We start from the raw sequence: 19,372 nt of genomic DNA, 5'->3' as shown, positions 1-19,372 counted from the left end.
CTCTTGTCCTGTTCGAGAGTATGGCGCTAAAGGCGCGCCACGATTGCTGTCGTGGCCTGACCCGGTTTCAGCGCGTCATTTGTATGCGCGCGCTAACAGGGCAAGCGTGGGGCTTTGTCAAGGTTTCGCGGGCGCACACAGCGTTATCAATGGGCCTTTTCTCTCATTGGCCCGAGGGTGGTACTCCGCCCGACACACAGAAAAGACACAGATGAAGATACATGATCTGATTACGACGACCGAGGCTCTCAACGATTTGTGCGAGCGCCTGGCCCAATCCGAATTTGTCGCCGTCGACACCGAATTCATGCGCGAGAACACCTATTGGCCAGAGCTCTGCCTGGTGCAGATCGCCAATACGGAAGAGGCCGCTGCGATTGATCCGCTGGCCGATGGCATTGATCTGACCGCACTGCTCGATCTGCTGACTGAGAACGACGAGGTCTTAAAAGTCTTCCACGCGGGCGGGCAGGATGTCGAGATCATCGTCAATATGACTGGCAAGACCCCGCATCCCGTTTTCGACACCCAGATTGCGATGATGGCAATCAGCCAGTCCGAACAGATCGGCTATGCCAATCTGGTCGATACCTGGCTCAACATCCAGATCGACAAGGGCGCGCGGTTTACCGATTGGAGCCGCCGTCCGCTGACCGACCGCCAGATCGAATATGCGATCGGCGACGTGACGCATCTGTCCAAGATTTTTCCGAAGATGCTGCAAAAGCTGATCAAGACCGGGCGCGGCGATTGGCTCAATGCAGAGATGGAGAAGCTGGCCGATCCCAGCAATTACATCACCGACCCTGACCTTGCCTGGCGGCGCATTCGCCAGCCTGGCCGCAACCCTGCGGTGCTTGGCCGGATGAAGGCGCTTGCCGCGTGGCGCGAAGGCGAAGCGCAGCACAAGAATATCCCGCGCGACCGGATTATGCGCGATGAGACGCTCGCCGATATCGCCAGCCATCCTCCTAAGAAGCAGTCCGATCTCGCAAAAGTTCGCGGATTGTCATCGGCATGGCGGGACAACGATATTGGCAAAAGGCTGATGAAAGTGGCCACCGAAGCCGAGCCGCTGCCCAAGGATGAAATGCCCGCCAAGATGAAACGCGGTGCGCCGCTCGGCAAAGAAGGCGCGCTGGTCGCTGACCTGCTCAAACTGCTGCTGAAAATTCGCGCGCGCGAAATCGACGTAGCCGCCCGCCTGCTGACCAAAGCCGACGAGATGGAAGCGCTTGCTGCGGGCGTGCGCGATCTTAAAGTGCTCGAAGGCTGGCGCTATGACGTGTTCGGTAAGGATGCGCTCGAACTGGTCGAGGGGCGCCTCGCCTTCGCGGTGCGTAAAGGCAAGCTCGCCATGACGCATATTGATGACATGCAGGCGAGCATGGCAGAGGCGCAGGAAGCACAGGAAGGCGAGTGAGCACCTACCTCCCCACCATCAAGCAATTGCAATATCTCGTAGCGCTGCACGAGCACAAGCATTTCGGTCGTGCCGCCGATGCGAGCTATGTTTCGCAGTCGACGCTTTCGGCTGGGATTCGTGAGCTGGAATCGCTGCTCGGCATAACCTTAGTTGAACGCAGCCGCCGGGTCGTGCGCTTTACTGCTTTGGGCGACGCGGTGGTCGAAAAGGCGCACCGCATTCTGCGCGAGGCCGAAGAGCTTTCCGATCTGGTCCAGGCGGCGGGTAAGCCATTATCCGGCACTTTGCGCATGAGCGTAATCCCAACCATCGCGCCGTTTATGCTTCCCCGCATGTTGCCGCGCCTGAAAAAAGAGCGCCCCGACCTCAAGTTGCTGCTGCGCGAAGAAACCAGCGCGGATGCGGTGGAATCGCTCCAGCACGGACGCGTCGATTGCGTGCTTCTCGCCCTGCCCTTTGCCACCGGCGAGGTGGAGTCAGAGCATATCAGCGATGATCGCTTATTCGTCGCCTTTCCCAAGGACGACCCACGTGATCCGCCGGACACAGTTCCGCCCAGCATGATTGATGAAGGGCGGCTGCTGCTGCTCGAAGACGGGCACTGCCTGCGCGATCATGCGCTTGCAGCATGCAATCGACCAGAGCTGCGCGGCAGCGCGACAATGATCGGCACGAACCTGCACACTTTGGTTCAGATGGTCGACAATGATCTGGGGCTGACCATGCTGCCAGAGATGGCGCTGAATGCAGGCATCTTGAACGGCACAGAGGTGGTCGCGCGGTCGCTGAAAAGCGCCGAAGCCAGCCGAGAGATCACGCTGATTTGGCGCAAGAATTCGCCGCGTAGCGATGACTTCAAGCTGCTCGCCGAGGAGCTTCGCGCCGGGTAGGCAGTCGCGCCTTAGCGTTCACCCCAAATTGCTTCCAAGCGATCATCACGCCCGCAGCCATTGCGGTAATAGCGATAGCGGATCGGGTTTTTTTTGTAGTAGTCCTGATGGTAGTCCTCAGCGAGATAGAAGTCGCTGCGATCGATAACTGCCGTCGCGATTTCACGGTCGAATTGCTCGGCAACCTCTTTCTTAGAGGCGCTCGCCAATTCGGCTTCTTCGTCATTTCCTGGAAAAATTGCGGCACGATAGCTTGTGCCCTTGTCGCAGAATTGTCCTCTGGCATCGAACGGATCGACATTGCTCCAAAACACCGGCAGCAAATCTTTATAGCTCAGTTTTGAGGTGTCATACGTGACGAGCACAGCCTCATAGTGACCGGTTTCTGAATATGTCACTTGCTGGTAGGTCGGGCTTTTGGTGGTCCCGCCGGTATAGCCCGACACCACATCAATAACGCCATCGACCTTTTCGAAGTCTGCCTCCGCGCACCAGAAACAGCCCATCGCGAACACCGCAGTAGCTTGTCCTTCGGGAAGGCCTTCGGTCGTGACCAAAGTGCTGCCGTACCGCTTCATTATCCGCTGAACTGTATGGCGACGCGCAGGACGAAAGCGCCAGCGCCCCTCCTGCTAACAGTGCGGCTGCCAAACGGTACATGATCAGATTTTTCGCCATAGGTATCCCTTCGCGCCTAATTGGGCGTTCACTCTGCCTAAACGGTTCATTCTAAGATACGATCCAAAGGAGAAAATGGTTACGTCGGGAGGCGCGATTGAGGACCAGATGTCCCTCAATACGGCTGATCAATCCATATGCTTGAGGCCTACGCGCAGGTAATCCCAGCCGGTGATACAGGTCAGGACGGCTGCGGCCCAAAGCGCGGTCAGTCCGACGAGGTGGATCCATGTTTCCTCAATTGAGGCGCAGCTTGCACCTGGCACTTGGCATGGTTGGCCGTGCACCGCGCCGCCGCCGATCAATGCGCCCAAGGCAATCAGTTGAAACGTCGTCTTCCATTTTGCCAGCTGGCTGACGGGTACCGACACCTGGATCCCGCCCAAAAATTCACGCAAACCGCTCACGGCGATTTCACGCATCAGGATAATGAGACCCGCGATCACGTGCATGTCGCCCACGTATGGCCCGCGCATATACCCTTGCGCGGTCAGCACCAGAATTACCGTAGCGACCATGATCTTGTCTGCAATCGGATCGAGAAAAATGCCCAGTTTCGACACGGTTCCCTGCGCCCGCGCGAGATAGCCATCGAAGAAGTCGGTGATGGCAATCAAGCCAAACAGCGCAAAGCCAATCGCGTAACCGAGCCGCCAGTCCGGCCACCACAGGAAAAACGCCAGAAGCGGCAGCGCAAGAATGCGCGACAAGGTCAGTATGTTCGGCAGCGTCAACATAGTGGAAGATGCTTTAGCCGCTCAGTTGTTAAGGAAAAAGATGTGAGACTCGGCTTGTTAACGTCTGCGTATCGTCTATCGCGGTACCACTGCGGAGCGAGAGGCCACATTTTTGCATGACCACATCGACGCACCTGTTGCATCGCAAACGCTTTCTGCCGCTGTTTTGCACGCAATTGCTCAATGCCTTCAACGACAACCTCTACAAGACAGCGATGGTGCTGTTTGTTGTCTACCAGCTCTACAATGACGAGAGCCAGGAAGGTATTTTCAGCGCGGTAGCGACCGGGCTTTTTATCCTGCCCTTTTTCGCATTGTCGGCTGTCGCGGGGCAGCTTGCCGACATGCGCGACAAAGCTGCGATTATTCGAACCGTGAAGCTGTGCGAAATCGGCTTGATGCTTACCGGTGCAACCGGGCTGTATCTCGCTTGGCGCGGCGTAGCTGTCGAAAGTTTCGCAATCCCGCTGATGATGACAGCCCTGTTTTTGACCGGCGTGCAGTCTACGTTTCTCGGCCCCATCAAATACGCAATTCTGCCGCAGCATTTGAAGAAAGAAGAAGTGCTGGCGGGCACAGGCCTGGTCGAAGCAGGCACCTACATCGCGATCCTGACCGGGACTGTGCTCGCAGGATGGATTCCGGTCGAATGGGCTGCGATCGGCATCATCATCACGGCCATTGTCGGATATTTCACCAGCCGCTTCATTCCTGAAGCCCCGCCATTGGGCGAGATAAAGAAGCTCGACTGGAACGTCTGGCGCGCCTCGGTCAATTTGATAAGGGCGACGATGGATGACCGCCAAGTTTACCTCGCGATTATTGCGATCAGTTTCTTCTGGACGATTGGTGCGGTTCTGACGATCCAGTTCCCTCCGCTTGCGAAGAACACACTGATGGCTAGCCCGGAAGTTGCGAGCCTCTTCCTTGCGACCTTCTCAGTCGGAATTGCCATCGGATCGGTGTCGATCAACGCGCTGCTTAAGGGCACTGTGTCCGCTCGCTATGCGCCCGTTTCGGTCATTGCGATGGGCGTTTTCGTCGTTGCTTTCTACATCGTATGCAGAGCTTGGGCTGCCGACGCACCGACCGAATTGATGGGCGTGCGCGAATTTATCGGATGGCCATCAGCGTTGACGCTGCTCATCTGCCTGCTTGGCATTTCAATTGCTGGCGGCATGTTTGTGGTCCCGCTCTATGCATTCCTCACAACGCGTGTCGCACCCAACAAAGCGGCGCGGACAATCGCTGCCAACAATATCGTAAACTCAGGCGCGATGGTTGTTGGAGCGCTGATCGCTATGAGCCTCAGCGTCTTTGGCATCCCGATTGCAGAGCAGCTGCTGCTGAGCGCCGCAATGTGCGTGATTTCAGCGTGGCTAGGCCGGCGGCTCTACCGCGCAGAGCGCGATGAAGCAGAAATGGCTACTGCCTGATCAAGCAATAAAAGCCAGCATCGCTGCAAAAGCTGCTACGTAGACCGTCGCAAATCCGCGCACATCATCGCGGGTCAATTGCCACAGGCTTTCAGCCGGCGCAGCGAGCTCATCAGTCAAGACATGTGGTGGCAATGTCGCCCGAAACGGATGACGAGCCGACTCTGCGGTTAGGACAAGGTTGCGACGCGTTTGTGCTGTTTTCATGCCCCCTCGTTAAGACTTTTTTAACGATTTGTTGAGGCCGTATTGTCAACTGTCACAAGCTGGCACAGTAACCTTGTCTGTTCATCAGAGCAGGCTTTCGGCAGCCCTCGCGCACCGCCAGAATTGTAGCCTGACAAGCATCAACGCATCGTCATGCCGCCATCGACCATGTATTCTGAACCGGTCACGTAAGAGCTGTGATCGGAGAGCAGGAACAGCGCGATTTGTGCCGCCTCTTCCGATGTTCCGAAACGACCCAACGGGACTTGCTTCTGGATCTGCTTGCTCATCTGTTCGACCTGACTTTCGTCCATGCCAGTAGCCTCAAAGAAGCCCGTTTCAATTGGGCCAGGTGCGACCACGTTTGCACGAATGCCGCGCGGAGCGAGCGCGCGAGCCCAAGTCCGCACAATCGCTGTTACAGCGCCTTTGGTCCCGGCATAAACAGCACCCATTTCCTGCCCAAGATATGGTGCGACTGAAGACGTGAGAACAACCGAGCCGCCGTCTTTGATCAATGGGATCAGCTGCGCCATTTGCAGAACCGGGCCGCGCACATTCACATTGTTCATACGGTCGAAAGCGCCCGCGGTGACGCTCTCATGCGGGCCGAATTTACCGAAACCTGCGTTAAGCCAGACGCCATCGATCTCGCCCATCTGGTCCTTTATCTTTTCACCCAGTTCAACTGCAGCTTCTGGATCGGAAGCATCATTGCGGAGCACGAGTGAACCCGACGGCAGGCTACGGCCCGCTTCATCCAAGTGGTCCTGACTGGTTCCGGTAACGGCGACCTCGCCGCCCTCGTCCACGATCAGTTTGGCACCAGCCAGCCCCATGCCGCTGGTTCCGCCCGTGATGAGGATGCGCTTGCCTTCGAACCTGTTCATTGTCGTCTCCGTTTGCAAATAAGTGTTTGCTTACCCAACGGACTTGCGACCCTGAATGTTCCGAAACAATGTCAGCCTTGGGACATCTTGCAGATCAGCTTCCACTCATCAGGCGTGATGCTTGCAACTGACAGCCGGGACAGGCGCACCAATTCGCAATCCGCGAGCTTCGGTTCGGCCTTGATTTGTTTGAGCGTCACGGGGTTTTCCAAAGGACGAACCGGCTTGAACTTCACTGTATCCCATGTGCCTGTCGGATCGGTCGGGTCTTTCAGGTCTGCCACCGAAACCTCGCAGATACCGACAATCTCCAAGCCCTCGCGCGAATGATAGAAGAAGGCCTGATCGCCTACTTCCATGGCCTTGAGATTGTTCTTGGCGCGGTGATTGCGCACACCGTCCCACACTTCTTCTTTATCCCGGATCAGATCGTCCCAGCTGTATTTGAATGGTTCGGATTTGATCAGCCAGTAAGCAGGCACGTTTGCGTCTCCGGTTTGAAATGTTGTCTGGCGACTCCCTAACGAGCCAGCCATCGCGATGCCACCCGATTCCGCCCTTGAGAACGGAGTTAACCCGATCTTTAATTTGTTTCGTCAAGACGTGGCAGTTCGAAATCACTGGGGGCAGGATCGGTCAAAGACCGAACACATTGACGGTGGCAGAAGAAACAAAGAAAAAACGGTTTGGCAACGCCGAGCGGGACATCGTCGCGCTCGGAATCGCAACAGCCGCGATCATCCTTTTTGTTGGAACGGGTGGCACTGTCCTGCCGCAAGTCGTGCGGTCGATGCTCGGTGAAGGATCTGGGCCTGATCACGTCCTCACCAACGCTTTGTTGCTCAACATTGCGCTGATCATTTTCGGTTGGCGCCGATATCGTGAACTCACCCACGAGATCAGTGAGCGCCGCAAAGCCGAAGAGCAGGCGCGCAAACTATCGGAAATTGATCCGCTGACCGGCTGCCTCAACCGTCGTAGCATGGCGCGCGCGACAGAAAAGCTTCGCGAAGAATGCAATGCCCGTGGCCAAGCCCTTGCCTATGTCATGATCGACTTGGACAACTTCAAACATATCAACGATATGAATGGCCACGCGACCGGTGACAAAGTTCTTGTCGGATTGGCTGATCAGTTGCGCGACAAACTGCCCAAAGATGCCGTTCTGGCCCGCTTGGGCGGCGATGAATTCGCTTTCGTCGTGCCGTATGACAAGAAACAACCCGAGCGCATTGACGAACATGTCATCCGCCTGTTCAGCGGCCTTCCCAAAATCCATCAAAGCGAGGATATGACGATCGACTTGACCATGTCGATTGGTATCGCCTCGGACATTGAGGACGATGTTTATGGCGCCAATTGCGATGCACAGACATTGATGCACCGCGCCGATATCGCGATGTACCACGCGAAGAAGAACGGCAAGAACCGCTATTGCTGGTTCGAGGCGACGATGGAGAACGAGCTGCGTTTTCGCAATGAGCTCGAGACAGGTATTCGGCGCGGACTTAGCAACAAAGAATTCATCCCATACTTCGAACAGCAAGTTGACCTTGAAACCGGCGAGCTGGTCGGATTCGAGATGCTCGCACGCTGGCATTCACCGGAGCTTGGTATCGTAAGCCCCGAGATATTTATTCCGATTGCGGAAGATATCGGTGTGATCGGTGAGTTGTCAGAAAAGTTGATGGTACAGGCCTTTGAGGAGGCATTGCTGTGGGATTCTGTCAATTTCGCTTTCGGTCAACATTTCGCCGGTACAAATGCGCGATCCGTGGTTTGCGCAGAAGCTGCTCAAACTGCTGGTCGAATGTAATTTCCCTGCACGCAGGCTTGAGATCGAGATCACGGAAAGCTGCTTGCACGAAAATGTTGGCATGGTGCGCTCGATGATTGCGAGCCTTCGCAACCAGGGAGTCCGGGTCAGCCTTGATGACTTTGGCACAGGCTATTCAAGCCTCGAACAATTGCGCTCGCTGCCGTTCGATCGCCTCAAGATTGACCGCAGCTTTATCAGCGAACTACGCAATCCCGATGCGAGCTCGAAGATCGTCGATGCGATCGTGTCGCTCGGCAATGGCCTCGATATGCCGATTGTCGCAGAAGGCATTGAGGATGAGGCCATTCTTGACCTGCTCAAAACAATGGGCACCTTGAAGGGTCAGGGCTACCTCTATGGCCAGCCGGAGAACGGCGAGAAGGTCCGTGAACGGTTGAAGACTGCTGGATTGCTTGCAGATACCCCCGTTGATCGTTCGATTAAAGTTGAAGAGACGCAGAGCATGGACGACCCTGTCGAGGCCGCGCGTGCTCTTCGCCGCGCTGTCAAATAATCGCTGAACTCAATAGCGATTTCGACACAAAACTGGACGAACTGACCCCGCGTGCATAGATGCGCAGCTGACTATGCGCACGCCCTTTATCAAGATGCACGGCCTCGGCAACGACTTCGTGGTGCTCGACGCGCGCGAAGAAGAGCTGCCGTCTGTCACCGGAGCATTTGCGCGCGCCATCGCTGACCGCCGCCGAGGGATTGGCTGCGACCAGTTGATTGTGTTGGAACCCAGCCAGACGCACGACTTTCGCATGCGCATCTTCAACAGTGACGGAGGAGAGGTCGAGGCTTGCGGCAATGCCAGTCGCGCGGTTGCCCTGTTGCATGGTTCCTCTGCCGTGGTCGAGACCGATGGCGGCGCGATCAAGCTGGAGCCGAAAGACGGGGGCGCAAGCGTCGACATGGGCAGGCCACGCTTCGAATGGGACGCGATTCCGCTCGACTATGCGATGGATACTCTTTCTATGCCGATGGCCTGGTCAATGGAGAATGGCGCGCTTGAAAACCCGCTAGCAGTCAATGTTGGCAACCCGCATGCGGTCTTCTTCGTCGACGATGCCGACGCAGTCCCGCTCGACGTTCTTGGTCCAGAGATCGAGCACGACCCCGTCTTCCCCCAGCGCGTCAATGTGAACGTTGCAAGCCTTGTCGCTCCGGATCACCTCAAGTTGCGCGTATGGGAGCGCGGAGCGGGCCTGACGCGCGCTTGCGGCACAGGAGCCTGCGCCACTGCGGTCGCTGCGGCCAAACGTGGCATCACCGGACGTGACGTCATGGTGTCACTGGCCGGCGGAGATTTGCAAATCAGCTGGCGCAATGATGAAACGATCCTGATGAGCGGCCCCGCAACCGAAGCGTTTCGCGGCACGTTCGAATGGGAAGATTACGCGTGAGCGACAGTGATGTGATCTCGCCCGAAGTCGTCTCGCTTGGCTGCCGGCTTAACATCGCCGAGAGCGAAAAATTGCGCGCGATGCTGCCCGATGATGAAAACGTGGTCGTGATCAATTCCTGCGCGGTGACGAATGAAGCGGTGCGTCAGACCCGCCAGGCAATTCGTAAGGCGCGACGCGCTCGACCCGATGCTCGCTTGCTTGTCACAGGTTGCGCTGCCGAAATTGAACGCGAACAGCTTGCTGACATGCCCGAGGTCGACGGCCTGATCGCGAACGAGACCAAGCTTGATCCGCGCGTTTGGAACCTGCCGATCAGCGAGGCGCCTCCTGCCCCGACCAAGACCCGCGCTTTCATCGCGGTGCAAAATGGCTGCGACCACGCCTGCACCTTCTGCATCATCCCGCAAGGGCGCGGAAAAAGCCGCTCGCTGACCATCGCCGAGGTCCTGCACGAGATTGAACAGCATGTGACGCTCGGCGCGCGCGAAGTCGTGCTCACCGGCGTCGATGTGACCAGCTGGGGTCAAGACCTGCCGGACACACCGCCGCTTGGGTCGCTGGTCGGCGCAATCCTTGATCGTTTTCCTGAACTGCCCAGACTTCGCATGTCGTCACTCGACGGCATCGAGATTGACGAAGCCTTATTCGAGCTCTTCGCTAACGAGAAACGTCTGATGCCGCATCTGCATCTCTCGTTGCAACACGGGCATGATTTGATCCTCAAGCGCATGAAGCGCAGGCACTTGCGCGGCGATGCGGTTGATATTGTGCAGCGGCTGAAAGCGCGCCGTCCGGACATCGCCATCGGTGCGGACCTGATCGCCGGTTTCCCGACCGAAACGCAAGAGCATCACGCAGCGAACCTCTCAATAATCCGCGAGCTCGACATCGTGCACGCGCACATCTTTCCTTTCTCCCCGCGCGAAGGCACGCCCGCCGCGCGTATGCCTCAGCATGACCGCGCGCTTATCAAGGCCCGCGCCGCTGAGCTGCGCGCTGTCGCCTCCGAAACCCGCTCTGCGTGGCTCGAACGGCTTGTGGGCGAAAGCCAACGCGTCCTCGCCGAGGGAGACAATACCGGCTACAGCGAGAGCTACGCCCGCATCGCGCTACCTGAAGGAACACGGCGCGGCGATATCATCGACATCACACCGACCCGCCATGAAGAAGGCCTGCTGCAATGAGTGAGAGTGAACCGGCCAAGTCGAGCTGGAGCGAACGCCTGTTCGGCGGCTTCAGCAAGACATCGGACAGGCTATCGTCCAACCTCACCGGGATCGTCAGCACCGCAAAGCTCGACGATGCGACGCTCGATGATGTTGAAGATGCACTCATTGTGTCTGACCTCGGACCTGCGGCAGCCGCGCGCATTCGCGCCAAGCTGGCCGAAAAGCGCTTTGGCCTCGAGATTTCCGAACACGAATTGAAGGAGGCTGTGGCCGAGGAAATCGCAGAAATCCTGCGCCCGGTTGCCAAGCCGCTGGACATCGTGGCCTTCCCTCGCCCGCAAGTCATCCTGGTGATCGGCGTCAATGGATCGGGCAAGACCACCACCATCGCCAAGCTCGCACATCTCTTTCAAGAGGATGATTACGGCGTGATGCTGGCCGCAGGTGACACCTTCCGCGCCGCCGCCATTGGCCAGCTTGCTACCTGGGCGGAGCGGATCGGGGTTCCCATCGTGCGCGGACCGGAAGGCGGAGACCCCGCCTCAATCGTGTTCGACGCGGTCAAGGAAGCGACCGACACGGGGATTGACGCACTGATCGTCGACACAGCAGGCCGCCTCCAGAACAAGCGCGAGTTGATGGATGAGCTGGAGAAGATCCGCCGCGTCCTCGGGCGCCTCAACCCGGAAGCACCGCATGACGTGATCCTCGTGCTCGATGCGACCAACGGCCAGAACGCGCTCTCGCAGATCGACGTATTCAAGGAAGTCGCGGGCGTCACCGGTCTCATTATGACCAAGCTCGACGGCACGGCGCGCGGCGGTGTGCTCGTCGCAGCGGCAGAACAATATGGCCTGCCGATCCACGCAATTGGCGTGGGAGAGACAATGGAAGACCTGCGCCCCTTCGATCCTGATCTGGTCGCCAAAGTCATCGCGGGAGTTGCCTGATGTCTGATACGCAAGCGCCCGCTCCTGAAGCGAAAAAACAAAGTTCCGGCTGGCTCAATGTCGCGGTCGATTACGGGCCGTTGCTCGTCTTCCTAGGCACCTACCGCTTCTTTGCACCGGACGAACCTGAACCTGCGGGCGAGCTGTTCGCGATCATTCGCGGGACAGCCGCGTTTATGATCGCAGCCATCATCGCGCTGGCCGTGTCCAAATGGCGGCTTGGCAAAGTCTCACCCATGCTGTGGTTTTCGACCGCGCTGATCGTCGGTTTTGGCGCGCTCACAATCCTGTTCGGTGACCCTGTCTTCGTGCAATTAAAGCCGACCATGATCTACGGCGTCTTCGGCGTTGTCTTGCTGGTCGGATGGAAGATGGGCAAAGCGCTGCTCAAAATCCTGCTGGAGGCCGCGTTTGAGGGCCTCTCAGATGAGGGCTGGCTCAAGCTGTCGCGCAATTGGGGCGTGTTCTTCTTGGTTCTAGCCGCGCTCAATGAAGGCCTGCGCGCTTACCTCAGCTTTGAAGGCTGGCTGTGGGCCAAGCTTTGGGTGTTCTTGCCGCTTACGTTCCTGTTCACCTTCACGCAAATCCCCATGCTGATGAAGCACGGGCTGAGCTTTGAAGAGGCAGAGGATGATGTGGTGAAGGACAAGCCGCCGACGGGGTGAAGACTCCGACTTAAAGCATCAGCTCAAAGCCCTTGCCTTAAATCTCCACCTGGCTACCCAGCTCCACCACGCGGTTCGTCGGCAGGCGGAAGAACTCCATCGCCGTCGCTGAATTCCTTAGCAACCACGCGAAGATCTTTTCGCGCCAGATGGGCATGCCCGGCTTCTCACTCGGCAGCAGCGTCTGCCGCGACAGGAAGAAGCTGGTGTGCATCATGTCGAATTCGCCACCGCACCGCTCCATCTTCTTGAGGCCAAGCGGTACGTTGGTCTCTTCCATGAAGCCATAATTGAGCACCGCGCGATAGAATCCATCGCCCATATCGGTGTACTCGCAGCGCGCATCCGGATCGACATAGGGCACGTCCTGGATGTTCACCGTCAGGATGACGACCCGTTCGTGCAGCACCTTGTTGTGCTTGATGTTGTGGAGCAACGCAGACGGCACGCCAGCGGTGCTCGAGGCCATGAAGATCGCAGTGCCGGGAACGCGGGTGGCGGAGTTCTTGGCCGACTTGGCGAAGATTTCCATCGGCAAAGCGACTTCGCTCATCCGCTCACGCATCAGCTTGCGACCGCGCGCCCAGGTGGTGAGCAGCAGGAAGGCGATGAAGCCGACCATCAGCGGGAACCAGCCGCCATCGGGAACCTTGGTGAGGTTCGCGGCGAAATAGGCCCCATCGACGATCAGGAACAGCAGCACGACCGGGGCGGCATACCACCACTTCCACTTCCACACGCCGATCAGCAGCACCGCCATCAGCAGCGTATCGATCGTGACCGCGCCCGTCACCGCGATGCCATAGGCGCTGGCGAGGTTGGACGAGTTCTGGAAGGTCAGCACCAGGATGATGACCGCGATCATCAGCGCCCAATTCACGACTGGGATGTAGATCTGCCCACCTTCGGTCTCGCTGGTGTGGCGGATCGAAAGACGCGGGATATAGCCCATCTGGATCGCCTGATGGGTGATCGAGAACGCGCCTGAAATCACCGCTTGGCTGGCGATGAAGGTCGCGACGGTTGCAAGGAACACGAGTGGCAGACGCCATTCTTCCGACGCGAGGAAGAAGAACGGGCTTTGGATCGCCTCAGCCGCAGCCTCTGGCGGCAGGCCAATGATCATCGCGCCTTGGCCGAAATAATTGAGCAGCAGGCACGGCATGACAAAGCCGAACCACGACAGTCGCATCGGACCGCGTCCAAAGTGCCCCATGTCGGAATAGAGCGCTTCCGAACCCGTCACCGCGAGTACGACCGAGCCGAGCGCGAGAAACGCCAGCCAGCCATCGATCACGAAGAAGTTGATCGCGTAATAGGGGTTGAGCGCCCACAAAATATCGGGCGTCTGGATGATCTGCCACGCGCCCATGCTGGCAATGACAGTGAAGTAGACGATCATCACAGGTGCAAACAGCGCGCCGACCTTCGCCGTACCGCGCTTTTGCAGCATGAAGAGGAACACCAGCAAGCCAAGCGCAATCGGGATAACGAAGCGCTGCAGACCGGGGTCAACTACAGTCAGCCCCTCAACCGCCGATAGGACCGAAATCGCAGGCGTGATCATGCTGTCGCCGTAGAACAGCGAAGTCGCAAACACGCCGAGCAGCAACGCCACCCAGCCATATTTCGACTTGCTCAATTGTCCCGAGATCAGTGCAACAAGCGCGAGCGATCCGCCCTGCCCCTTGTTGTCCGCGCGCATCAGGATGGTGACGTATTGGATCGCCACCACAAGTGTCATCGACCAGAAAATCAGGCTGATCACACCCAGCACATGTGCTTGATCAAGCGCCAGCGGATGCGGGCCAACGAATGTTTCGCGGAACGCATAAAGCGGGCTCGTGCCGATATCGCCAAAAACGATACCGATCGCGCCAACCGCCAACGCTGTTTTGGAAGCGCTGTGCGACTTGCCACCTGTGGGCGGCTGATGTGCTGGCGCTGCTGTATCGCTCATAATCGTTGGATTTCCCGAATTCCCGGTACTGCCCCTGCCCCAGCTCGATCCGCTCTTTGAGGCGACTCAAGCCCTTGCATTTTTGCAAGGCCGCGGCGCTTAGCACTGCGACAAAGCCCCTGCAACTTTAGCGCCGCCTAACTTTGCGGCGTATCCTGCGGTGGAGCGGCTCTCGCCGGACCAGCGAGGATTTGATCGAGCGCTTCGACGCGTCGTTCAAGATCAGCTCTCCATGGTGCATCCTCGGGCGTATCGAGCAGCAATTGGCCCCATACCGCGCGCGCCTCGCGCACATCACGCGAGGCAAAATAGGCCGTGCCGAGAAACAGGGCTGGCGCAGGGTTTCGCGGCTGCAATTCACTGGCCCGGTCAAAAGCGTTGCGCGCTGCCGGTGTCACATTGCCCTCTGCATGCTCAAATAAGGTCATGCCGAGCGCGAGCCAGCCCTCGAAGTGCTCGGGGTTTTCCGTTACCCCGCTTCGTAAAATCGCGGCAGAGCGCCCGAACTGCCCTCTGCGAGCGAAAGCATCGGCGGTTGTGATATAGGCAGCCTTAAGCCCCTCATCATCGAACAGCGCAAGCCGCGCATCGACCATCGCGTCGCCCGACCGGATTTGGCCTGTTTGCGCGGCCTTGGGACTGCCGGGCTGTGATGCGCTGCCCTGCCACGCATAACCCGCCAAGCCGAAGACCAGCACAGCGGCAAACATCGTCCAGCTTGATCGCGGCAGCTTGAGCGCAATCGCAGTGAACGCAAAGGCCGCGAGCGCAACCACAAGGATAGCGAACCAAGTCAAGCAGCGTCACCTTCGTTAAGTGGGATACCCTTGATACGCCGCCACAAGATCAGCCCGATCGTGAGTAGGAACCCAAGCGGGATAAGGAATAGCGGCCATGTCGTTGCGCTCACTTCCGGCTCGTAGCTGACATAATCGCCATAGCGCGTCCGCAGCCATTCGCGCACTTCTTCCGGGCTTTCACCAGCAACGATACGGCTGCGCACCTGATGGCGCATATCACCTGCAATCGGCGCGTCGCTATCCGCAATCGTCTGGCTTTGACAGGTAAGGCAGCGCAATGTCAGCATCAGATCGCGCGCCTGCGCCTCAAGCGCAGGGTCCTCAAGCTGCTTGTACGCATAGGGCGCAGGCGGCATCGAATCCTGCGCGGTTGCAGTTACGGACATCAGTGCCAGCATCAAAGCCGCTAGCAGCCTCACTTTGCAGCTTCCTCCAGCTTCTCAAGCAACAGTGGCACATGCTCCAGACGAATGTCACCGATGTGCTGGTAGGTGATCTTGCCCTCGGGATCGATAACATAGGTTTCCGGCACGCCAGAGGCGCCGAGATCAAGCATCAGTTGCGAGATATCGTCCGCCCCGATCCGCGTGTAAGGGTTGCCATAGCGCTCGAGAAAGTCAGCAACATCCTCCGGCTTGTCGCGGATCGCAATGCCGATGATTTCGACGCCTTGCTTTTCCAGCACTTCGAGCTGTTTCGCCTCGGCGATGCAGGGCAGACACCAGCTCGCCCAAATGTTGAGAAGCTTTGGCTTGCCGCCGATAAAGTTCGCGCTCGATGCGCCGGGCATGGTCTCCACCGCTGCGGGCAGTTCGAATTGCGGCAGCTGCTTTTCGACCATCTGCGACGGGATCGTATCGTCCTTTGGCTGCGTCAGCTGATAGCCCGCAACGCCAAGGAAAAACAGAAACAGAGCAAGCGGTATCCAGAGTTTCCAGCGCATCATGCAGGCTCCTTGTCCAATTCAATTGCGAGAGCGCGAGCTTCTTCGCGCTTTTCGTCACCTCTGCGCACAGCTTTGCGCCGCTTGAGATCGCTGCTCAAGCGCCCGATGATGGCGAGCGCTCCGCCAAGCGCGATCAGCAAGCCGCCATACCATATGAAGGTCACGAACGGCTTCCACCAGACGCGGATTTGCCAGCGTGTGTTACCCTCCTCATCGACGCCTGCACCGTCGCCGATCACAGCGTAGAGCTGTCCGTCCCAGCGGGTGAGCAGTGCGCTCTCGCTGGTGGCCTGAAACGGGGCCCAGAAGGTTCTTGCCTGCGGCGTGACCTCGACTGGAGCGGCGCCACCGCGCGCCGCGCTGATCCGCGCCTCCATCGCCGTCCAATTCGGCCCGGCAATCGGGTCAACCGCGTCGAGCGTGATCCGCCAGTCCGCCACCGCGACGCTCTCACCAGCAACCATCGCCGCCAGCCGCTCTTTGGTGAACGCGCTCTCGCTGGCCATTCCGAACAGCGATACGGCGACACCGAAATGCGCGAGCACCATGCCCCATGTCGCTAGCGGCACGCGGCTCAAAGTGCGACCTCTCAGGGGCAGAAATGCTGCAATGGCGAGGCCAGCTGCCAGCGCGAGTCCCAGCACGGCCAGAATAGAGTATTCGCCCGCAAAGGCGGCCACAGCGAGTACCGCCAGCATTACTGCTGCTATGACGATCATCTGCACCTGCACGCGCGCCGGCTTGTCTTCGCGCCAGCGCAGGATCGGCCCGACCGCCATCACAATGAACATCGGGACCGCAAAGATCGCACTTACCGGATTGAAGTATGGCGGACCGACTGACACCCGCACGTCAAACGCCTCGGTCAGCAGCGGATATAACGTGCCGAGGAGGACAACACCAAGGATCGCAGACAGCATAACATTGTTGAAGACGAGCGCGCTCTCGCGGCTGCTTGCGGAGAAGCGCTTGCCCTCGGAGATCGAATGCGCGCGCAGGGCAAAGATGGTCAGCGCTCCGCCGATATAGATCGCCAGCAGAGCAAGGATGAATGAGCCGCGCTCCGGATCGACCGCAAAGGCATGGACGCTGGTTAGCACGCCAGAGCGCACCAGGAATGTGCCGAGCATGCTCATAGAAAAGGCGACAACGCCGAGCATAATCGTCCACGTCCGAAGTGCATCACGCGCGGCGAGGACGCTGGTCGAATGCAGCAAGGCAGTGGCTGCTAGCCACGGCATCAGCGACGCGTTTTCGACCGGGTCCCAGAACCAGTATCCGCCCCAGCCAAGTTCGTAATAGGCCCAATAGCTGCCAGCAGTGATCCCAAGCGTCAGGAACACCCATGCGCCCAGCACCCATGGTCGCATCACGCGGGCGAATTCTGGGTTAACCTGGCCGGTCAGCAGCGCACCGAGCGCAAAGCTAAACGCCACCGACAGTCCGACATAACCGATATAAAGCGTCGGCGGATGCAGCGCGAGGCCGATATCCTGCAAAAGCGGGTTGAGGCCCTGCCCCTCTGGCGCGGGCACGGGGAGGCGCTCAAAAGGGTTAGAACTCAGCAGCAGGAAGGCGTAAAATCCGATCGCAACAAAGCCCTGCACGGCGAGCGTCGCGTTCATCGTCTTTGCTGGCAATCGGCGCTCCAGCCACGCGATCAGGCCACCGGATAGCGCCATCACCGCCACCCACAGCAGCATCGAACCTTCGTGATTTCCCCATGTTCCCGTAAGCTTGTAAAGCATCGGCTTCATCGAATGCGAATTGGTCGCGACGAGCTTCACCGACAGATCGGTAATCGCAAAACACCACAACAACATCGCAAAGGACAGCGCGGCGAGCAGCGCCTGCGTGATCGCAGCAGGGCGCACCAGATTTGCGAATTCGCTTGGCGCGCCATCCGCATCCCGTGTCGCGAGCGCGCCCGCGGCCAGTTGCAGCACAGCTAGAGCCGCAGCGAGCCATAGGGCAGCCAGGCCGATCTCCGCAATCATCGCAGCAGCGCTCTAATTGCCATAGCTGACGGTTTCCGCCGCCTGCTGAGCCGCTTCATCACCATGCAGCCCTTCGAGCTCGCGCGGGACGTAATTCTCGTCGTGCTTCGCGAGCAGATTGGTCGCGAGGAATGTGCCATCCTCTCGTAGACTGCCATCAGCGACCACGCCCGACCCTTCGACGAACAGGTCCGGCAGGATCCCGCTATATTGCACCGGGATCGTCGCGGATTCATTGCCGGTCACCACAAAGGCGACGGTGATGCCATCCTCGAGCCGCTCCAGCGAGCCGGTTTGCACCATCCCGCCGAGCCGAACTGGCTGGCCAGCCGCGGGTGGATTGGCCGCCATCTGTTCGGGGAGGTAGAAATAGTTCGCCTGATTGCGCAAAGCATAGGCTGCGAACAGGCCAGCTGCGACAATCGCGACCAGCGCTATGGCGACCAATACTAGCCGCTGATGTTTGGCCTTGATCTCGCTCACCGCCGCTTCACCTGATCCCGGCGCTTCTCGGCAGCGCGCATCGTAGTCCACGCCCAGATCAGCAGCGTCAGCATTGCTCCAATCGCGACGACATAGGAGGCCATCACATAATCCCACTGGTTGAGCGCTTCACGCATCACGCACTCCCTGCCGGAGCCGCAGTGACGGGTGCGTCATCGTCTTCCAGCGCGCGGCGACGCAAGCGCGCTTCGACCTGCATTTCTGCGATCAGCGCACGCATCCTCATGAGCACGACGCCACCAAACAGCAGTGAGAAGCCGAACACGGCGATGAGCAGCGGGACAAGGAACTCACCATCAATCGCGCTCTTGCCAGCCGAGAGGCTTGGCGCTTGGTGCAATGAATTCCACCACACGACCGAGCGATTGATGATCGGAATGTTGATCGCACCGATAAGCCCAAAAATCGCAGGCAGCTTGCTCGATCCGCCATCGCGCGCGCTTGCCTGCGCAAGCGCTATGTATCCGGCGTAGAGGAACAGCAGCACCAGCATGCTCGTCAACCGGCCATCCCACACCCACCATGTGCCCCAGGTGGGGCGCCCCCAGATCGAACCAGTGGCAAGGCAGATCGCGGTGAACACCATACCCGGAACAGCGATGCCGCGCGCAGCAATCGCGGCGAGCGGATGCTTCCAGATGAGCAAAGCGGCGCTCGCAATCGCAATGCCCGTCCAGCCGCCCATACCGAGCCAAGCTGCGGGCACGTGAATGAAAAGGATGCGAACGGTCTCACCCATCAAGCGATCAGGCGACACGTAAAACAGGCCCCAAGCCAGCGCGACGAGCGTCAATGCCGCGCCCAAGCCGAGCAGCAGCGGGGTGAGCCAGCGCGCGAGGCTCAAAAAACGGGTGGGGTTGGCGTAGCCGTGCATAATTACCGATAA

At 58.8% G+C, this 19,372-nt stretch carries 22 protein-coding genes; 9 read left to right on the top strand and 13 right to left on the bottom strand.

Going from position 1 to position 19,372, the window contains the following annotated elements; all coding sequences use genetic code 11:
* Positions 1-211 precede the first annotated feature (211 nt).
* The gene (rnd, locus tag ACZ1GU_RS05845; protein WP_472647123.1) at positions 212-1,423 is read left to right on the top strand and encodes a ribonuclease D; all 1,212 of its coding nucleotides are present in this window, start codon (positions 212-214) and stop codon (positions 1,421-1,423) included.
* Positions 1,420-2,316, top strand: a complete 897-nt coding sequence (locus ACZ1GU_RS05840) for a LysR substrate-binding domain-containing protein (RefSeq protein ID WP_472647122.1) — start codon at positions 1,420-1,422, stop codon at positions 2,314-2,316. The genes rnd and ACZ1GU_RS05840 overlap by 4 nt, the downstream gene beginning before the upstream one ends.
* An 11-nt stretch (positions 2,317-2,327) precedes the next feature.
* Here ACZ1GU_RS05840 and msrA read toward each other — a convergent pair whose 3' ends face one another.
* Positions 2,328-2,894, bottom strand: coding sequence for a peptide-methionine (S)-S-oxide reductase MsrA (msrA, locus tag ACZ1GU_RS05835; protein WP_472647121.1), 567 nt, complete (start codon positions 2,892-2,894; stop codon positions 2,328-2,330).
* Between the two features lie 228 nt (positions 2,895-3,122).
* Positions 3,123-3,731, bottom strand: a complete 609-nt coding sequence (gene pgsA, locus ACZ1GU_RS05830; RefSeq protein ID WP_472647120.1) for a CDP-diacylglycerol--glycerol-3-phosphate 3-phosphatidyltransferase — start codon at positions 3,729-3,731, stop codon at positions 3,123-3,125.
* Between the two features lie 116 nt (positions 3,732-3,847).
* Between pgsA and ACZ1GU_RS05825 the strand changes: the two genes are divergently transcribed.
* A complete protein-coding gene (locus ACZ1GU_RS05825) occupies positions 3,848-5,167 on the top strand; it encodes an MFS transporter (RefSeq protein ID WP_472647119.1) in 1,320 nt (439 codons plus the stop codon).
* Here the strand turns inward: ACZ1GU_RS05825 and ACZ1GU_RS05820 are convergent, their stop codons facing one another.
* From ACZ1GU_RS05820 to ACZ1GU_RS05810, 3 genes are all read right to left on the bottom strand, one after another.
* Entirely contained in the window at positions 5,168-5,374 is a 207-nt protein-coding gene (locus ACZ1GU_RS05820) for a hypothetical protein (protein WP_472647118.1), read from the bottom strand.
* A 140-nt stretch (positions 5,375-5,514) separates the two neighbouring features.
* Positions 5,515-6,264, bottom strand: a complete 750-nt coding sequence (locus tag ACZ1GU_RS05815) for an SDR family oxidoreductase (protein WP_472647117.1) — start codon at positions 6,262-6,264, stop codon at positions 5,515-5,517.
* Between the two features lie 71 nt (positions 6,265-6,335).
* On the bottom strand, positions 6,336-6,746 hold the full coding sequence (locus ACZ1GU_RS05810; protein WP_472647116.1) for an EVE domain-containing protein: 411 nt from the start codon (positions 6,744-6,746) through the stop codon (positions 6,336-6,338).
* Positions 6,747-6,922: 176 nt separating this feature from the next.
* Between ACZ1GU_RS05810 and ACZ1GU_RS05805 the strand changes: the two genes are divergently transcribed.
* The 6 genes from ACZ1GU_RS05805 to ACZ1GU_RS05780 all read left to right on the top strand — a co-directional run bounded on the left by ACZ1GU_RS05805 (position 6,923) and on the right by ACZ1GU_RS05780 (position 12,279).
* On the top strand, positions 6,923-8,080 hold the full coding sequence (locus ACZ1GU_RS05805; protein WP_472647115.1) for a diguanylate cyclase domain-containing protein: 1,158 nt from the start codon (positions 6,923-6,925) through the stop codon (positions 8,078-8,080).
* On the top strand, positions 8,028-8,597 hold the full coding sequence (locus ACZ1GU_RS05800; RefSeq protein ID WP_472647114.1) for an EAL domain-containing protein: 570 nt from the start codon (positions 8,028-8,030) through the stop codon (positions 8,595-8,597). The genes ACZ1GU_RS05805 and ACZ1GU_RS05800 overlap by 53 nt, the downstream gene beginning before the upstream one ends.
* Before the next feature lie 73 nt (positions 8,598-8,670).
* Positions 8,671-9,492 carry a diaminopimelate epimerase gene (gene dapF / locus ACZ1GU_RS05795; RefSeq protein ID WP_472647113.1) on the top strand — a complete coding sequence of 274 codons (822 nt, stop codon included), beginning with the start codon at positions 8,671-8,673 and terminating at the stop codon, positions 9,490-9,492.
* A gap of 11 nt (positions 9,493-9,503) precedes the next feature.
* On the top strand, positions 9,504-10,679 hold the full coding sequence (gene mtaB, locus ACZ1GU_RS05790) for a tRNA (N(6)-L-threonylcarbamoyladenosine(37)-C(2))-methylthiotransferase MtaB (RefSeq protein WP_472648722.1): 1,176 nt from the start codon (positions 9,504-9,506) through the stop codon (positions 10,677-10,679).
* Positions 10,676-11,614 (top strand): signal recognition particle-docking protein FtsY, encoded by a 939-nt coding sequence (gene ftsY / locus ACZ1GU_RS05785; protein WP_472647112.1) that lies wholly within the window; start codon positions 10,676-10,678, stop codon positions 11,612-11,614. The genes mtaB and ftsY overlap by 4 nt, the downstream gene beginning before the upstream one ends.
* Positions 11,614-12,279 (top strand): inner membrane-spanning protein YciB, encoded by a 666-nt coding sequence (locus ACZ1GU_RS05780; protein ID WP_472647111.1) that lies wholly within the window; start codon positions 11,614-11,616, stop codon positions 12,277-12,279. Before ftsY ends, ACZ1GU_RS05780 begins: the two co-directional genes overlap by 1 nt.
* A gap of 37 nt (positions 12,280-12,316) precedes the next feature.
* Here the strand turns inward: ACZ1GU_RS05780 and ACZ1GU_RS05775 are convergent, their stop codons facing one another.
* From ACZ1GU_RS05775 to ccmC, 8 genes are all read right to left on the bottom strand, one after another.
* Positions 12,317-14,239, bottom strand: a complete 1,923-nt coding sequence (locus ACZ1GU_RS05775; RefSeq protein ID WP_472647110.1) for a potassium transporter Kup — start codon at positions 14,237-14,239, stop codon at positions 12,317-12,319.
* A 137-nt stretch (positions 14,240-14,376) separates the two neighbouring features.
* The gene (locus tag ACZ1GU_RS05770; RefSeq protein WP_472647109.1) at positions 14,377-15,036 is read right to left on the bottom strand and encodes a tetratricopeptide repeat protein; all 660 of its coding nucleotides are present in this window, start codon (positions 15,034-15,036) and stop codon (positions 14,377-14,379) included.
* On the bottom strand, positions 15,033-15,458 hold the full coding sequence (locus ACZ1GU_RS05765; protein WP_472647108.1) for a cytochrome c-type biogenesis protein: 426 nt from the start codon (positions 15,456-15,458) through the stop codon (positions 15,033-15,035). Before ACZ1GU_RS05765 ends, ACZ1GU_RS05770 begins: the two co-directional genes overlap by 4 nt.
* Positions 15,455-15,985 carry a DsbE family thiol:disulfide interchange protein gene (locus ACZ1GU_RS05760; protein ID WP_472647107.1) on the bottom strand — a complete coding sequence of 177 codons (531 nt, stop codon included), beginning with the start codon at positions 15,983-15,985 and terminating at the stop codon, positions 15,455-15,457. The genes ACZ1GU_RS05765 and ACZ1GU_RS05760 overlap by 4 nt, the downstream gene beginning before the upstream one ends.
* Positions 15,982-17,982, bottom strand: coding sequence for a heme lyase CcmF/NrfE family subunit (locus ACZ1GU_RS05755; protein ID WP_472647106.1), 2,001 nt, complete (start codon positions 17,980-17,982; stop codon positions 15,982-15,984). Before ACZ1GU_RS05755 ends, ACZ1GU_RS05760 begins: the two co-directional genes overlap by 4 nt.
* A 12-nt stretch (positions 17,983-17,994) precedes the next feature.
* Positions 17,995-18,456 (bottom strand): cytochrome c maturation protein CcmE, encoded by a 462-nt coding sequence (ccmE, locus tag ACZ1GU_RS05750; RefSeq protein ID WP_472648721.1) that lies wholly within the window; start codon positions 18,454-18,456, stop codon positions 17,995-17,997.
* 5 nt (positions 18,457-18,461) lie between these two features.
* Positions 18,462-18,602 carry a hypothetical protein gene (locus tag ACZ1GU_RS05745; RefSeq protein WP_472647105.1) on the bottom strand — a complete coding sequence of 47 codons (141 nt, stop codon included), beginning with the start codon at positions 18,600-18,602 and terminating at the stop codon, positions 18,462-18,464.
* Positions 18,602-19,360: a heme ABC transporter permease CcmC gene (gene ccmC / locus ACZ1GU_RS05740; RefSeq protein ID WP_472647104.1), complete on the bottom strand. Its 759-nt coding sequence runs from the start codon at positions 19,358-19,360 to the stop codon at positions 18,602-18,604. Before ccmC ends, ACZ1GU_RS05745 begins: the two co-directional genes overlap by 1 nt.
* Positions 19,361-19,372 lie beyond the last annotated feature (12 nt).

The sequence above is a fragment of the Erythrobacter sp. HA7-11 genome, from assembly GCF_055693605.1.
The sequence above is the reverse complement of the archived record's forward strand: the minus strand, read 5'-3'. Positions and strand labels throughout refer to the sequence as shown.